At 59.9% G+C, this 16,503-nt stretch carries 13 protein-coding genes; 5 read left to right on the forward strand and 8 right to left on the reverse strand.

Annotated elements, in window-relative coordinates; genetic code table 11:
• Positions 1-9: 9 nt before the first annotated feature.
• The 3 genes from sdhA to sdhC are packed head-to-tail and all read right to left on the reverse strand — an operon-like array spanning position 10 to position 2,501.
• Positions 10-1,782: a succinate dehydrogenase flavoprotein subunit gene (sdhA, locus tag U5822_RS16280; RefSeq protein WP_322856662.1), complete on the reverse strand. Its 1,773-nt coding sequence runs from the start codon at positions 1,780-1,782 to the stop codon at positions 10-12.
• A 3-nt stretch (positions 1,783-1,785) separates the two neighbouring features.
• The gene (sdhD, locus tag U5822_RS16285) at positions 1,786-2,127 is read right to left on the reverse strand and encodes a succinate dehydrogenase, hydrophobic membrane anchor protein (protein WP_425259334.1); all 342 of its coding nucleotides are present in this window, start codon (positions 2,125-2,127) and stop codon (positions 1,786-1,788) included.
• Positions 2,124-2,501: a succinate dehydrogenase, cytochrome b556 subunit gene (sdhC, locus tag U5822_RS16290; RefSeq protein WP_322856664.1), complete on the reverse strand. Its 378-nt coding sequence runs from the start codon at positions 2,499-2,501 to the stop codon at positions 2,124-2,126. Before sdhC ends, sdhD begins: the two co-directional genes overlap by 4 nt.
• A 478-nt stretch (positions 2,502-2,979) precedes the next feature.
• Between sdhC and gltA the strand changes: the two genes are divergently transcribed.
• From gltA to U5822_RS16305, 3 genes are all read left to right on the forward strand, one after another.
• Positions 2,980-4,254, forward strand: a complete 1,275-nt coding sequence (gltA, locus tag U5822_RS16295) for a citrate synthase (protein WP_322856665.1) — start codon at positions 2,980-2,982, stop codon at positions 4,252-4,254.
• A 134-nt stretch (positions 4,255-4,388) separates the two neighbouring features.
• Positions 4,389-4,631: a hypothetical protein gene (locus U5822_RS16300; RefSeq protein WP_322856666.1), complete on the forward strand. Its 243-nt coding sequence runs from the start codon at positions 4,389-4,391 to the stop codon at positions 4,629-4,631.
• A 145-nt stretch (positions 4,632-4,776) separates the two neighbouring features.
• Positions 4,777-5,652: an NAD(P)-dependent oxidoreductase gene (locus tag U5822_RS16305; RefSeq protein WP_322856667.1), complete on the forward strand. Its 876-nt coding sequence runs from the start codon at positions 4,777-4,779 to the stop codon at positions 5,650-5,652.
• A 91-nt stretch (positions 5,653-5,743) separates the two neighbouring features.
• On the opposite strand, the gene topA is transcribed toward U5822_RS16305, so the two are convergent.
• The 3 genes from topA to fadB form a co-directional block, all read right to left on the reverse strand.
• Positions 5,744-8,380, reverse strand: a complete 2,637-nt coding sequence (gene topA, locus U5822_RS16310) for a type I DNA topoisomerase (protein WP_322856668.1) — start codon at positions 8,378-8,380, stop codon at positions 5,744-5,746.
• Between the two features lie 271 nt (positions 8,381-8,651).
• Entirely contained in the window at positions 8,652-9,827 is a 1,176-nt protein-coding gene (fadA, locus tag U5822_RS16315; RefSeq protein WP_322856669.1) for an acetyl-CoA C-acyltransferase FadA, read from the reverse strand.
• A gap of 33 nt (positions 9,828-9,860) precedes the next feature.
• Complete coding sequence (gene fadB / locus U5822_RS16320) at positions 9,861-12,008, reverse strand: fatty acid oxidation complex subunit alpha FadB (protein ID WP_322856670.1); 2,148 nt, start codon at positions 12,006-12,008, stop codon at positions 9,861-9,863.
• A 442-nt stretch (positions 12,009-12,450) separates the two neighbouring features.
• Here fadB and U5822_RS16325 point away from each other — a divergent pair, with 442 nt between their 5' ends.
• Positions 12,451-13,269, forward strand: coding sequence for a hypothetical protein (locus U5822_RS16325; protein WP_322856671.1), 819 nt, complete (start codon positions 12,451-12,453; stop codon positions 13,267-13,269).
• A gap of 145 nt (positions 13,270-13,414) precedes the next feature.
• Complete coding sequence (locus U5822_RS16330) at positions 13,415-13,846, forward strand: universal stress protein (RefSeq protein WP_322856672.1); 432 nt, start codon at positions 13,415-13,417, stop codon at positions 13,844-13,846.
• A gap of 55 nt (positions 13,847-13,901) precedes the next feature.
• Here the strand turns inward: U5822_RS16330 and U5822_RS16335 are convergent, their stop codons facing one another.
• Together U5822_RS16335 and U5822_RS16340 are read right to left on the reverse strand one after the other, a co-directional pair.
• Positions 13,902-14,567: a DUF6901 family protein gene (locus U5822_RS16335; protein WP_322856673.1), complete on the reverse strand. Its 666-nt coding sequence runs from the start codon at positions 14,565-14,567 to the stop codon at positions 13,902-13,904.
• Positions 14,564-16,501 (reverse strand): ATP-binding cassette domain-containing protein, encoded by a 1,938-nt coding sequence (locus tag U5822_RS16340; protein WP_322856674.1) that lies wholly within the window; start codon positions 16,499-16,501, stop codon positions 14,564-14,566. The genes U5822_RS16335 and U5822_RS16340 overlap by 4 nt, the downstream gene beginning before the upstream one ends.
• Positions 16,502-16,503 lie beyond the last annotated feature (2 nt).

Below are 16,503 nucleotides of genomic sequence, written 5' to 3' on the forward strand. Positions count from 1 at the left end.
ACACTCCCCTTAGTAAGTCCGGACCTTCGGCTCAAACGTGTCCACGGTCTTGGGCGCGAAGTTCACGTCACGCTTCCCGACCCGCTTGTCTGCCGGGAAGAACATGGAATGCTTCAGCCAGTTCTCGTCGTCACGCTCGGTGTAGTCGTTACGGGCGTGAGCGCCACGGCTCTCTTTACGCTCGAACGCGGAGATCGCGGTCGCCAGGGCAACTTCGTACAGGTTGTCCAGCTCCAGCGCTTCAATGCGCGCGGTGTTAAAGGCGCTGCTGGTGTCGGCCAGCTTGGTGTTGCGGACCCGCTCACCAATTGCCTCCAGCTTCTTCAGGCCTTCTTCCATGCTCTTGCCGTCACGGAATACGCCGAAGTACAGCTGCATGCAGCTCTGCAGGTCCTTGCGAACCTCTGCCACGCTCTCACCTTCGGAGGCGTTGTTCAGACGCTCCAGGCGTGCCATGGCGCGCTTGATGTCTTCCTCGCTGGCACCGTCAACCTCAAAACCGCCACGCAGCTGCTCTTCGATGTGCAGGCCAGCCGCACGACCAAAGACCACCAGGTCCAGCAGCGAGTTGCCGCCCAGACGGTTGGCACCGTGCACGGACACACAGGCCGCCTCACCACAGGCGAACAGACCCGGGATCGGCTTGTCATTGCCATTCTCGTCCTGGGTCAGAGCCTGACCGCCAACGTTGGTCGGAACGCCACCCATCATGTAATGGCAGGTCGGCACAACCGGAATCGGCTCTTTTACCGGATCCACGTGGGCAAAGGTGCGGGACAGCTCACAGATACCCGGCAGACGCAGGTTCAGGGTCTCTTCACCCAGGTGATCCAGTTTCAGCAGCACGTGATCCTTGTCCGGACCACAGCCACGACCCTCGAGGATTTCGATGACCATGGAACGGGCGACAACGTCACGACCGGCCAGGTCTTTCGCGTTGGGCGCGTAGCGCTCCATGAAACGCTCGCCCTCGGAGTTGATCAGGTAACCACCCTCACCCCGGCAACCCTCGGTCACCAGCGTGCCCGCGCCGTGGATACCGGTCGGGTGGAACTGCCACATTTCCATGTCCTGCATCGGGAAGCCGGCACGCAGGGCCATGCCAATGCCGTCACCGGTGTTGATCAGGGCGTTGGTGGTGGACGCGTAGATACGACCCGCACCGCCGGTCGCCAGAACGGTGGCCTTGCTCTTGATGTAGGCGACTTCGCCGGTCTCGATCTCGATGGCAACAACGCCAACCACTTCGTCTTTGCCGTTCTTGACCAGATCAACGGCGTACCACTCGTTCAGGAAGGTGGTGCCACCCTTGATGTTGGCCTGATACAGGGTGTGCAGCAGCGCGTGACCGGTACGGTCGGCCGCGGCACAGGTACGGGCAGCCTGGCCACCCTTACCGTAATCCTTGGACTGGCCACCGAACGGACGCTGGTAGATGCGGCCCTGCTCGGTACGGGAGAACGGCAGCCCCATATGCTCCAGCTCGAACACGGCCTGCGGGCCCACGGAGCACATGTACTCAACGGCGTCCTGGTCGGCAATGTAGTCACCGCCCTTGACGGTGTCGTACATGTGCCAGCGCCAGTCGTCGTTGGGATCGGCACTGGCGATGGCACAGGTGATGCCGCCCTGGGCCGACACGGTGTGCGAACGAGTCGGGAACACCTTGGTGATACAGGCGGTGTTGATGCCGGACTCGGTCAATTGCAGGGCAGCTCGCATGCCGGAGCCGCCGCCACCAATTACAATCGCATCAAAAGACATCGTCTTGATGTTAGCCATCGATTAAAGCCCCCAAATAATCTGAATACCCCAGACCACATACACAAAGATCGCCAGCACGACGATTCCCTGGAACAGCATGCGCTGGCCAGCGGATTTGATGTAGTCGGTTGAAACGGTCCACAGCCCAACCCAGGCGTGACCACCGATGGACAGCAACGCCAGCAGCGTAAAGATCCGGAACCACAACTGGTCAAACAGCGCTGACCAGGACTGGTAGTCCACCTCGGTGGTTGCAAAGAAGCCGAGCAGGAACAGCGTGTACAGAGCCAGTACGTAGGCGGTCACACGCTGGATGATCCAATCCTGAATGCCATTGCGGCCGATGTTCGTGACACTGTTCATGCCCATACCCAAACTCCTGCAAGAACGATGAGAATGACGGAAACGACGATCGTGATCTTGGAGGCGAGGCGACCGCTTTCCAGTTCTTCACCAATGCCCATATCCATGAACAGGTGCTTGATACCTGCAACCAGGTGGTACAGCAGAGCAGACAAAATGCCCCAGGTAATCAGCTTGGCCAGGAAGCTGTCCAGCAGCTCACTTACCCGGCTGAAGCCTTCTTCCCCGGACAGGGAAAGCTGGAGTCCATACAGCATGAACGCAACACCAACGAAAATGATGATGCCGCTGATGCGGTGCAGGATGGACGTAATGGCTGGCAGCGGGAAATGAAACTTGCCGAGATCGAGATTTACTGGTCGTTTGCTATTCACAGCGCTCTCACACTCTCTCTTGAATCCGCAATTGCCGGCGGACCGGTTGCGGGTGGTTGGTATGTAAGGATCAGCGTGCAGGTACGAGGACCGCACGAGATTGGCTCAGGAGGAAGGACTATACACTTGAATTCCGGCGGCAATATGGCGCCGGAGCTAGGCATATCCCCGATTCCGGGCTACGGATTATAAGGAGTACCCCTACTAATTACAAACGGGCAACACGGCGCAAACCGCGTGATTACGGGTCCTGCGCCAGCTATAAGGCCTATTGACAAAAGTTATTCCTACCCCATTTCCCGTTCATTTGGGATTTCCCTGATTGACACCCGGGGCCCAAAAACTGGCTTTTCCGGACTCTTCCATTGACAAAAAAAGCCAACGCCCTATATTTTGCCGCCAGTTTTGCGATAATACGCGCCTTCTAGCGCATCTATAAATGCTGAAAAGCTGACAAGCTGACATATAGGAGAGCACCATGACCGACAGGAAAGCCACGCTCTCGGTGGGGGATAAGTCCATTGAGTTACCGGTATATTCCGGCACCGTCGGCCCTGACGTTATCGACGTACGAGGCCTAGTCCAGGAAGGCGTTTTCACCTACGACCCAGGCTTTGTTTCCACCGCAGCCTGCGATTCAGCCATCACTTACATCGACGGTGCAAATGGCGTTCTCCTGCACCGGGGCTACCCGATCGAACAGCTTGCCGAGTCCTCAGACTACCTCGAAGTCTGCTACCTGCTGCTGAAAGGCGAACTGCCCAGCGCGGAAGAGAACAAGCGCTTCCACGACACCATCAAGAACCACACCATGCTGCACGACCAGATGCGCAACTTCTTCCACGGCTTCCGCCGGGACGCGCATCCGATGGCCATTATGTGCGGCGTTGTCGGCGCCCTGTCGGCCTTCTACCACGACCAGATGGACGTGACCAGCGAGCACCAGCGAGAAATCACCGCGCACCGCCTGATCGCCAAGATGCCGACCATCGCGGCCTGGTGTTACAAGTACAGCATCGGTCAGCCGTTCATGTACCCGCGTAACGACCTGTCCTACTCCGAGAACTTCCTGCAGATGATGTTTGGCGTACCCTGCGAGGAGTACAAGCCGAACCCGATCCTGGCCAAGGCCATGGACAAGATCTTCATCCTGCACGCGGACCACGAGCAGAACGCATCAACGTCCACCGTACGCCTGGCCGGCTCCACCGGCGCCAACCCGTACGCCTGCATTGCCTCCGGCATTGCCGCGCTGTGGGGACCGGCTCACGGCGGCGCCAACGAGGCGGTTCTGGACATGCTGGCCGAGATCGGCGACGAGTCCAACATCGAGAAGTACATCGCCAAGGCCAAGGACAAGGACGACCCGTTCCGCCTGATGGGCTTCGGCCACCGGGTTTACAAGAACTTCGATCCGCGCGCCAAGGTCATGGCCGAAACCGCGCACGAAGTACTGACCGAGCTGGGCCTCGAAAACGATCCCCTGCTGAAGATCGCCCAGCGCCTGGAGAAGATTGCCCTCGAGGACGAGTATTTTGTCGAGCGCAAACTCTACCCGAACGTCGACTTCTACTCCGGCCTGATTCTCAAGGCCATTGGCATCCCGACGTCCATGTTCACGGTGATTTTCGCCCTGTCCCGGACCATCGGCTGGTTCTCCCACTGGAACGAAATGGTCAGTGGCAACTACCGCATCGGCCGTCCGCGTCAGCTGTACACTGGCTCCGACGCGCGGGATTACCCGAAGAAGTAAGCTCCACGCCTCCCCACCGGGAGCGCATGAAAAGGCCGCTGACCTCAGCGGCCTTTTTTTTGCCCGCTTCCCCACCGACACCCCGCCCGCGCTCAACTATCCTTTGGAGAGACACTCCACAGGAGGCACGGATCATGAAACTTATCGCGACACTGATGTTCACCGCACTCTTCTCAGCGGCCGCCATGGCCGGTCAATGCCCGTCCCTGATCGGACAGATTGACCAGAAACTGGCGTCGGCCCAGATCGGCGAGGAGCGCAAGATGGAAGTTCAGGCCCTGCGAGACCAGGGCCAAGCACTGCACGACCAGGGCAAACACGCGGAGTCGGTCAAAGTGCTCAGGGAAGCCCTTGGCATGCTTGATTCCGCCAGTTGATCAAGCCACCCCTGGCCTTTGGGGCAGCGAGCCCGGCCGGTCTCGCTGTCCCATCGGGCGTCAATTTGGGTTAAGCTCACCGTTCGACTTGCCAGACACATCTCTCCAATTCCATTCAGCCACTAACAACAACCCGGAGATGATTATGACAACCAGAGTTACCTTTATCGGCCTTGGGGTGATGGGCTACCCCATGGCGGGCCACCTGGCCAACGCCGGCCTTGAGGTCCGGGTCTGGAACCGGACCCACGCCAAGGCCGAACAATGGGCGAAGGAGTACCCGGGCCAGGCCTTCGAGACCGTCGCCGACGCCGTGCAAGGGGCGGAGTTCGTGATGACCTGCGTCGGGGCCGACAAGGACCTGATTGAAGTGTACGAGGGTGAACACGGCATCATCGCCAACGCCGCAGATGGTGCCGCCCTGATCGACCACACCACCGCCACGGCGGACGTTGCCGAACGCCTGGCCGCAGCGGCCGGGAGCCGCAATCAGGCGTTCATCGATGCCCCCATTTCCGGTGGCCAGCAAGGCGCCGAGAAAGGTCAGCTGACGGTGATGTGCGGCGGCACGGACTCAGCGTTCGACAAGGCCAGGCCGCTGATTGACCATTACGCACGCGCGGTCACCCTGCTGGGCCCGGTCGGCAGCGGCCAGAAGACCAAGATGGTCAACCAGATTGCCATTGCCGGCCTGGTCCAGGGCCTGTCCGAGGCCCTGCACTTCGCCGAGAAAGCCAATCTTGATGTAACCAAGGTGGTGGATGTCATCTCCAAGGGCGCGGCCCAGTCCTGGCAGATGGAGAACCGGTCAGCCACCATGATCGCGGGGGAATTTGACCACGGTTTCGCGGTGGACTGGATGCGCAAGGACCTGGGCATTTGCCTGGCCGAGGCCAACAAGGTCAACGCCTCACTGCCCGTTACCGCCCTGGTGGACCAGTTTTACGGCGACGTCCAGGCCATGGGCGGACGGCGGTGGGACACCTCCTCCTTGATCCAGCGACTGCGTAAATTGCGCTGATCGGCGGCCCGCCGGGCCATCCGGTCACAAAAAAAGGGGGCTCACGCCCCCTTTTTCATACTGACCGCTGGACCGGCAACGATGACCCCTACTACTTCTCCTTGGGCTCCCACTTGCCTTTGACGTACCAGGCTGACCAGCCAGTCGCCTTGCCGTCTTTCTCCGACATCACGTACTGCTCCTTGGTCTTGCGGCTGTAACGAATCACCGTGGGGTTGCCCTCGGGATCCGCCTCCGGCGCCTTCATCAGGAAATCGTACTTGGGGTCGATTTCCTTACGATGGGGCTTGATCTCTTTGACCAACGGCGGCCGGGTTTCCCGGTTTTTCGGGAATTTGCTGGCCGCCAGGAACAGGCCGGAGGCCCCGTCCCGCAGCACATAGGTGTCGTCCACCTTCTGGCACTGCAGTTCCGGCATCGGCACCGGATCCATCTTGGGCGGTGCCGGCTCACCATTTTTCAACAGCTTGCGGGTATTCTTGCAGGTATCACCGGTACAGCCGAAATACTTGCCGAAACGTCCGGTCTTCAGCTGCATCTCCGAACCACACTTGTCGCACTCCAGGGTCGGCCCGTCGTAACCCTTGATCCGGAAAGTGCCCTGCTCCACCTCGAACCCGGAACAATCCGGGTTGTTGCCGCACACGTGAAGCTTGCGGGCTTCATCAATGAGGTAGCTGTCCATGGCGGTACCGCACTTGGAGCAGCGCCGTTTCTTGCGCAGCAACCGGCTTTCGCCCTCGCCCTCGACATCGTCGTCGGCGCTCACCACCTCGTCGCCGGACACCAGGTTGATGGTGGTTTTGCAACGCTCTTTTGGGGGCAGCGAGTAACCGGAGCATCCGAGGAACACCCCGGTGCTGGCGACCCGAATCTGCATGTTGCGGCCACAGCTGGGGCACGGAATGTCGGTTTCAGTCGGGGTGTTGGCCCGCATGCCACCTTCGTCCGTGCTTTCGGCAGTTTCCAGCTGCTGCTTGAACCGGCCGTAGAAATCGTTCAGCACCTGCTTCCACTGGACGTCGCCCTCGGCAATATCGTCCAGCTCATCCTCCATGCGGGCAGTGAAATCGAAGTCCATCAGGTTTGGGAAGGATTCGGACAGCCGCTCAGTGACAATCTCCCCCATCTTTTCCGCGTAGAAACGGCGGTTCTGCAAGCGCACGTAGCCGCGATCCTGAATGGTGGAAATGATGGAGGCGTAGGTCGAGGGCCGACCGATGCCCTGCTTCTCCAGCTCCTTGACCAGGCTGGCCTCGGTGTAGCGCGGTGCCGGCTTGGTAAAATGCTGGCTCGGGTCCAGCTGTTTCAGATCCAGGACCTCGTCGACCTTGATGTCCGGCAGAGCCACGTCTTCGTCTTTTTTCGCGGCCTGGGGCGCAGCCTTCAGGAAACCCTCGAACTTGATGATACGGCCACGGGTACGCAGCTCGTAATCGCCGTTGGCGACGACGATAGAGGTGCTCAGGAATTCGGCGTCGGCCATCTGACAGGCGATGAACTGGCGCCAGATCAGGTCGTACAGCTTTTCGGCGTCTTTCTCCAGGCCGCTGATGTCGGACGGACGGCGACTGACCTCGGTCGGTCGGATCGCTTCGTGCGCTTCCTGGGCGCCCTCCTTGCTGCCGTAAACCCGCGGCTTCTCTGGCAGATAGCGGTCACCGAACTGCTTCTGGATGTAGTCACGACACCCGTTCACCGCGTCCTGACTCAGGTTGGTGGAGTCGGTACGCATGTAAGTGATGAAACCCGCCTCGTACAGCCGCTGGGCCAGCATCATGGTCTTCTTGACGCTGAACCCCATGCGGTTACTGGCCGCCTGCTGCAGGGTCGAGGTAATGAACGGTGCCGACGGCCGTGACCGGGTCGGCTTGTCTTCGCGCTTGGCAACCTTGAATGCGCCCGCCTTCAGGCGGTCGACGTGGTCATTGCTCTGGCTTTCATTGACCGGGCGATACGGCTTGTCGTCGTACCGGGTAACTTCGAAGCGGACCGGCTGATCCGCCTTGGCGGGCGCCAGGTTAGCGTGCAACTGCCAGAATTCTTCCGGGACAAACTTGCGGATCTCGCGCTCGCGCTCGACGATCAGGCGCACCGCCACCGACTGAACCCGACCGGCGGACAGCCCGCGGGCAATTTTTGCCCAGAGCAACGGCGACACCATGTAACCCACGACCCGGTCCAGGAACCGCCGCGCCTGCTGCGCGTTCACCCGGTTGTTGTCCAGGGCGCCGGGATCCTTGAACGCCTCCTGGATGGCGCGCTTGGTGATTTCGTTGAACACCACACGGCGGTACTTGTCGGGCTCGCCGCCAATGGTTTCCTGCAGGTGCCAGGCAATGGCCTCCCCTTCGCGGTCCAAATCCGTCGCCAGATAGATGTGGTCGGCCGATTTGGCCAGCCGCTTGAGTTCGCTGACCACCTTCTCCTTGCCGGGCAGGATCTCGTAGCGGGCGTCCCAGTTCTTGTCCGGGTCCACGCCCATGCGCGCCACTAGCTGTTCCCGGGCCTTGCGTTTCTTGTGGGCGGCCTTCTCGTCCGGGCTCATCTTGCGAGTAAGTGCGGCCTGCCGGGCGCGCTCTTTCGGGTCGGTCTGGGACCCACTGCCACTGACGGGAAGATCACGAATGTGCCCGACACTCGATTTCACAATGAAATCGGAACCCAGGTACTTATTAATGGTCTTCGCTTTCGCTGGTGACTCGACAATTACGAGACTTTTACCCATATCGGAGATCTGTATCCTTGGCGATAAATCGGTCAAACAAGCAGCAAACCGTAAACTCGCTGTAAAATCAGTCGGCTAGAAAACAAACAACTGCCGCTATTGTGTATAGGCTCACTGTTTTACAGGGTCAAGAATAGCAAGACAACCCATTCTTTGGTTTCTGCCCTGCTTTTTTATTCCAGACCGGAGCCGGCTTCAAACCGGCCAGAAACAGAAAGGCCCGGCGTTATGCCGGGCCCTTCGGAAAGCGCTTCCAATCCTCAAACGAGAATCAGAGACGCTCCCACACGGTCGCAATACCCTGACCCAGACCGATACACATGGTGGAGACGCCCAGCTTGCCGCCTTTGGCTTCCATCACGTTCAGCAGAGTCGTGGAGATGCGCGCACCGGAACAGCCCAGCGGATGGCCGAGAGCAATCGCGCCGCCGTTCAGGTTCACTTTCTCTTCCATCACGCCCAGCAGCTTCAGGTCTTTCAGGACCGGCAGCGACTGACCGGCGAAGGCTTCGTTCAGTTCCCAGAAGTCGATGTCCTCGACCTTGAGACCGGCACGCTTCAGCGCCTTCTTGGTGGCCGGAACCGGGCCGTAACCCATGATAGCGGGATCACAACCTGCAACGGCCATGCTCACGATCCGTGCGCGCGGCTTGAGGCCCAGGGCCTCGGCGCGCTCGGCCGACATCAGCACCATCGCAGCGGCACCGTCGGTGAGCTGGGAGGAGGTACCGGCTGTCACGGTGCCGTTCTTCGGATCGAACGCCGGACGCAACTGACCCAGGGACTCAACCGACGTCTCGGGACGGATGGTTTCGTCCTGCTCGATCAGGGTCTTGAAGCCGTTCTCGTCGTGGCCTTCGATCGGCACGATTTCGTTCTTGAACCGACCCTCAACCGTCGCTTCATGGGCCAGACGGTGTGAGCGTGCGCCAAACTCGTCCTGCTGGGAGCGGGAGATACCGTGCATCTTGGCCAGCATTTCTGCGGTCAGGCCCATCATGTTGGAGGCCTTGGCAGAGTACTTGGACGCGGCCGGGTTGTGGTCGAAGCCTTCGGTCATGGGTACATGGCCCATGTGCTCGACACCACCGACCACGAACACGTCGCCGTTACCGGTCTGGATGGCCTGGGCGGCGGTGTGGATCGCGGACATGGCAGAACCACACAGACGGTTCACCGTCTGGGCCGCAGACTCGTGCGGGATACGGGTCAGCAGGGAAATCTGCCGGGCCACGTTAAAGCCCTGCTCCTTGGTCTGGTTCACACAGCCCCAGATCACATCTTCCACTTCTTTCGGGTCGAGCTTCGGGTTGCGCTCAAACAGTGCTTCGATCAGGGCGGCGGACAGGGTCTCGGCACGCACGTTACGGAAGCAACCATTCTTGGCACGACCCATCGGAGTCCGCACGCAATCGACGACGACAACGTCTCTCGGATTAAGGCTCATAGATCTTTCTCCGTTCGGAAATCTCGTTCAGGGTTAGCCAAAGAACTTTTTGCCAGTCTTGGCCATTTCACGCAGCTTCTCGGTCGGGTGGTACAGAGGACCAAGGTCTGCAAACTTGTCTGCCAGCTCGACGAAGGTGTCGACACCCATGTCGTCGATATAGCGCAGGGCACCACCACGGAACGGCGGGAAGCCGATACCGAAGATCAGACCCATATCCGCGTCTGCCGGATCCTCGACGATGCCGTCTTCCAGGCAGCGAACGGTTTCCAGGCACAGCGGGATCATCATCCGGGCAATGATGTCTTCGTCATCAAAGTCCTTCTTACCCTGAACCACAGGCTCAATCAGCTTGTAGGTTTCTTCATCTACAACCTTCTTGGGCTTGCCTTTCTTGTCGGTTTCGTACTTGTAGAAACCCTTGTCGTTCTTCTGGCCGTAGCGGTTGTTCTCGAACATCACATCGATGGCGGACTTGTTCTCGTCCTTCATGCGGTCCGGGAAGCCTTCCGCCATGACTTCGTTGGCGTGCTTGGCGGTGTCCATGCCGACGACGTCGAGCAGGTAGGCAGGGCCCATCGGCCAGCCAAACTTCTCCATGACCTTGTCGACTTTCTGGAAATCGGCGCCGTCGCGGACCAGGCCGGCAAAGCCGCCGAAGTACGGGAACAGGACACGGTTGACCAGGAAGCCCGGGCAGTCGTTGACCACGATCGGGGTCTTGCCCATGGCCTTGGCGTACGCCACGGTGGTCGCGATGGCGCGATCACTGGTCTTCTCGCCACGGATAACCTCAACCAGCGGCATCATGTGCACCGGGTTGAAGAAGTGCATGCCACAGAAGTTTTCCGGACGCTTCAGGTTTTTGGCCAGAAGATCGATGGAAATGGTGGAGGTGTTGGAGGTCAGAATGGTGTCCTCGCGTACCGCGTCTTCGGTCTCGCGCAGCACCGCGTCCTTCACCTTGGGATTCTCGACAACGGCTTCAACCACCAGGTCAACGCTCTTGAAATCGCCGTAGTTCAGGGTCGGAGTGATGCTGTTGAGAACGTCCGCCATCTTGCTGGCGTCCATCTTGCCACGGGACACGCGCTTGGCCAGCAGCTTCTTGGCCTCTTCCAGGCCCAGCTTGATGCCGTCCTGATTGATGTCTTTCATGACGATCGGGGTGCCCTTCAGGGCCGACTGGAAGGCGACACCGCCACCCATGATGCCGGCGCCGAGTACGGCGGCCAGATTGACGTCACTGGCTTCCTTTTCCCAGGCCTTGGCCTTCTTCTTCAGTTCCTGGTCATTCAGGAACAGGCCAACCAGGCAGGCCGCCACGTTGGTTTTCGCCATCTTGGCGAAACCCTTGGCTTCCACTTCGATGGCCTTGTCGCGGGTCATGCCGGCGTGCTTCTGCATCACCTTGATGGCCTCGACCGGCGCCGGGTAGTTCTTGCCAGCCTTGCCAGCGACGAACGCCTTGGAGATCTCGAACGCCATCATGCTTTCCATGGCATTCAGCTTGATCTTGCCCTTCTTCTCTTCACGACGGGCCTGGTTGTCGAGCTTACCCTCGTTACACTGATTGATGATGGCAACGGCCGCATCGACCAGTTTGTCGGCATCGACCACGGCATCAACGGCACCGACCTTCAGCGCGGCGTCGGCGCGGTTCTCGGTGCCGCCACTGATCCATTCAACGGCGTTATCAACGCCGACCAGACGGGACAGTCGAACGGTACCACCGAAGCCCGGGAAGATCCCCAGCTTGACTTCCGGCAGGCCGACCTTGGCCTTCTTGTCCATGACGCGGTAATCGGTGGCCAGGCACATTTCAAAGCCACCACCCAGCGCCATGCCGTTGATCGCGGTCACGGTCGGGAACGGCAGATCCTCGACGTTGTTGAAGACTTCGTTCGCCTTCAGGTTGTTGGCCACCAGGTCCTCTTCCGAGCCGGCAAACAGCTCGGTGAACTCGGTGATGTCGGCACCAACAATGAAGCTGTCCTTGGAACTGGTAACCACCAGGCCTTTCAGGTTTTTCTGCGCTTTGAGTGCGTCAGTCGCGGCGCCAAGCTCTTCGATAGTGAGACGGTTGAACTTGTTCACTGACTCGCCCTGCAAGTCAAAGTTCAACTGAGCGATCCCGCCTTCGATCTCTTTAACCGTGATGGCTTTACCTTCGTAAATCATCAACTGATCTCCAGTCTGTGTTTGGAACTGCTGACAGCCCCACCGATCAACGGAGCAAACCGTGATACCGGGAACTGCGTGTGCAGCGAGATTTCGGTCACTGCCCGATCATTCGATCCAAAATTCATACAGTCGTTTGAATCGTGAGGGCACACGATGAAAAAAAAACGGACGTTTGTCAATTTGTTTCTGGCGACAACTGGGCAAAAGTCACGACTGGCCCGGTTGCGCGGCTGGAATTGGTCGCCGTTTTTACAGCGTTTCAGAAGGTTAAAAGGGACTACTGAGACAAAGCCGCAACTGTATCTCTCAAATTTGATACTTGTTTACAGTTTACGCCCTGGGACCGGCCAAAACCGCTTGCTTGGCCGTCGATCTTACTTTAACTTCGACCTACGACTTTGGTCCACAATAATAAAACAGCATTACGGAGACTCATCCGATGGAAGACACTTGCCTGCGGGTCCGCTCCCTGGTGGCCGCGCTTATTCTGCTCGCAATCACATCGCTGGGTGTCCGCGCCCAGGAAACCGCAGGGGAATTCCTCTCAGACCTGCACGAATTCCGTGTGAACAACTACATGGCCCTGGACGCTTACTACCGCTTCAGCGCCAATGGCGACACCGACACCCTGAATGAAATCGTGGTGGGCATCAATGCCGCCAACGACGCCATGAACACCATCATCGCCAGCACCACCGGCATCCTCAGCCCGGAGCAGATCGAAGGGTTGAATCAGGAGTTTGACCGCTTCAAGAACCTGATGCGCAGCAACATCAACGACGTCCGCAATACCGGGTACCCGGACCTGCGCCTGGCGTCGGACATGGCCAACCAGGCCGTGACCATGAACGATATGGCCACCGAGCTGTATCAGGTGGCCCAGGAAAGCAGCCAGACCGAAACCAAGCCGCGGGTGGAAGCGGCGCGATCGGCGGCGGTCAAGATGGCCCAGATGATGGCGAAGTATTCGGCCCGAACCAATTCGTCGGTGTCCCAGACATTCCAGGGTTCGGCGACCGAAAAAGCGCTGGACGAACAGGCTCGAGAGTTCGACCAGCTGCTGGCCACGGTCATGCGCGGCGACTCGGGCGCCGACCTGAAAGACGTGATGGAAGACATCTCCTCGAAGTGGGAGTTCATCCGCGGCTCCTACATCAATTACAACGAACGCAACGTAGGATTCGTGATCGACCGCTATTCCAAGGGCATTCTGCAGGGTCTGGCGACCACCATTGAGCTGCTGCAGAACAACGCCTGATCCCTCCCCGACTGGCGGGCGTAATCGTCCGCCAGTCATCAACTTTCCCCTGATTTCTTGACCCGGATCAGTGCCCTGCCCGGCTTTTCGGATCAGACTCCACGTACTATTCTCAATGTACCCCCCGGTACAAAGGAGCAACGCGATGTCTGATTACAAGAAAATGCTTGTTGCCATCGATCTGACGGAAGAGGCGCCCCAGGTGCTGAACAAGGCCAAGGCCATGTCCCAGGCCCATGGTGCGGAGTTGATGCTGATTCACGTGGTGGAACCGGTCGGATACGCCTATGGCGGGGACATTCCCATGGACCTGACCGAACTGCAGGACCAGCTCGACAAAGCCGCGCACGAACAACTGGCCGGCTACGGCGAACAATACGGGGTAAACACCGATTCCCAGATCGTTACCGTGGGCCGACCGGAATCGGAAATCCATCGGCTTGCCAAGGAGCACGGGGTGGACCTGATCATCGTCGGCAGCCACGGCCGCAAGGGTTTTCAGTTGCTCCTGGGTTCGACCGCGAATGGCGTGCTGCACGGCACCGAATGCGACGTGCTGGCCGTGCGCATCAACTGACCGGGATTCAAACCGAGCCGGCGCCGGTCGGGCGCCGGCCTCGGCGATTGAGACCTCAGGCCTCCCCTGCCATTTTTGCTTCCAGCTTTCTGAGCTGACTCTCCAAGGAAAAGCTCACGCTCGAAGCCATCGAGAAAAAGTTCAGCAGCGCCTTGAGATTGCTGTCCCCCTGGCAGACCGAGTGGATGCGCTGCCACAACGCCTGATTGACCAGTTGCAGGCGCTGGTTTCGCTCCACCAGGCCCTTCAATTCCCAGTCCGGCTGCTGGTGATTGCGCTTGGCAAAGTACTGCTGCAGCAGGTAGTGGGACACGCTGCGCATGATGAATTCGTCGGTGGTCGCGAACGGCAGGTGGTGCATGGCCATGGGTTTCAATTCCGCCAGCACCGGGCAACCGCTGGTGGCCATTTTCAGCCCGAGCAGCGAACGCAGCGATTCTTCCAGCGCCGTCTGCTTGACGTAGCTACGGCGCTCATCGGTCACCGTGACTTCCACCTTCTGGTAGGCATCATCGGCCTGGAAGGCCTCGACCACGGGCAGGATTTCCGTGGCCGCCGGGCAGTGTTCAGTTTCGCTGGCCTTGAGCGGGCAATTGGAACACTGGCAGTGCTCCAACCGGACCCACGAGGGCTGCCTGGTGACGGCTTGGGCGGGCTGATCGGTGACCTTGAACGCCACCGTGCGCCCATCCTGGAAACTGAACCTGTAATTGACGTTCATTGACTTGCCTTTTCCTCCAGCTCCATCCACCGTTCCATCACCTGCTCCAGACGGGATTCCTTTTCCGCCAATTGCTCCAGAGTGGCCGAGACTTCGTCCGGTGGACCTGAATAAAATTCCGTGTCTGCGATTGTAGCCTGCAGCCCGGCAATTTCCTGTTCCAGGGCCTCAATTTCGCCGGGCAAGGCCTCGAGCTCCAGTTTAAGCTTGTAGCTCAACTTTGCGGGCTTGGATTGTGTCGACTGGGCCACAGCTTTGGGCTGTGGTGCCGACGAATTATTGCCTTCGCCCTTCTTGCTGCGCTTGTCCTGCTTGTCCGGTCGACTGCCGGAGGCTTCGGACGGGAAACAACCACCCTGGCGACGCCAATCGGTGTAGCCACCAACGTATTCCCGAACCCGTCCGGTGCCATCGAGGAACACGGTTTCGGTCACCACGTTGTCCAGAAACTCCCGGTCGTGACTGATCACCAGCACGGTGCCCTGGAAATCCGCCAGCTGCTCCTCGAGCAGCTCCAGGGTTTCGACGTCCAGGTCGTTGGTGGGCTCATCCAGTACCAGGACGTTGGCCGGCTTGCTGAACAGCTTGGCCAGCAGCAACCGGGCCCGCTCACCACCGGAGAAAACCCGCACCGGCGATCGGGCCCGCTCCGGGGTGAAGAGAAATTCCTGCAGATAGCCCAGGACGTGCTTGTTCTGGCCGTTGATCTCGATGAATTCGCGGCCTTCGGCCAGGTTGTCCAAGGCATTCCGGGACAGATCCAGCTCACCGCGAAGCTGGTCAAAATAGGCGACCTGCAGGTTGGTGCCGAGACGCACCCCACCCTCAGTCGGTTTCAGGTCCCCCAGCAACAGTCGCACCAGGGTGGTCTTGCCGGTACCGTTCTCCCCGACCAGACCAATCTTGTCGCCCCGGAGCACGGTCAGGTCCATGTCGCGGATGACGTCGGCCCTGTCGCCGTACCCGAAGCCGGCGCCCTGGGTCTCGACCACCAGCTTGCCGGAGCGTGCGGCATCCTCAACCGCGAAACTGGCGGTGCCGCCGCGAACCCGGCGCTGCCGATGCTCCTCGCGCATGGCCTTCAGCGCCCGCACGCGCCCCATGTTCCGGGTCCGCCGGGCCTTGATGCCCTGCCGAATCCAGGCTTCTTCCTGTTTCAGCCGCTTGTCGAACAGGGCATTCTGGCGCTCTTCTTCCTCCAGCGCTTTCGCCTTCAATTCCAGGTACTTGTCGTAGCTGGCCGCGAAGCTCACCAGCTGGCCCCGATCCAGCTCGACCACGCGGGTCGCCATCCGGCGGATGAAGGCCCGGTCGTGGCTGACGAACAGCATGGCGCCCCGGAACTGAGCCAGCGCGTCTTCGAGCCACGCGATAGCCGGCACATCCAGATGGTTGGTGGGTTCGTCCAGCAACAGGATGTCCGGCTCCGCCACCAGCGCCCGGGCCAGCAGGACCCGTCGCTGCCAGCCCCCGGACAGGGTGTTCAGGCACCGGTCCGGATCGATGCCGTATTGGGCCAGGATGGTCGTCACCTTCTGGTCCAGGAGCCAGCCGTCGAGCGCTTCCAACCGCTCCTGCACCTTCATCATCTGATCCAGGCTGGCCTCGTCCGCCTGCTGCGAGAGCCGGTGAAATTCGGACAGCAACTCACCGGTCTCTGGAAACGCGCTGGCGACCACCTCGTAAGCGGTTCGGGCATCGTCCGAAGGCAGGTTCTGGGGCAGGACCGCCAGCACCGCGCCGTCCTCCAGGCGCACATGCCCACCATCCGGGACCACCTCACCGCTGACGATTTTCAACAGGGTGGACTTGCCCTCACCGTTGCGTCCGATCAGGCACACGCGTTCGCCGGCCTCAATGACCAGGGACGCCTGGTCGAGCAGCGGGTGCATTCCGTAAGCCAGGGATATGGCATCCAGGGTAAGCAGTGGCACGT

Source organism: Marinobacter qingdaonensis, assembly GCF_034555935.1.
GTDB classification, from domain to species: Bacteria; Pseudomonadota; Gammaproteobacteria; order Pseudomonadales; family Oleiphilaceae; genus Marinobacter; species Marinobacter qingdaonensis.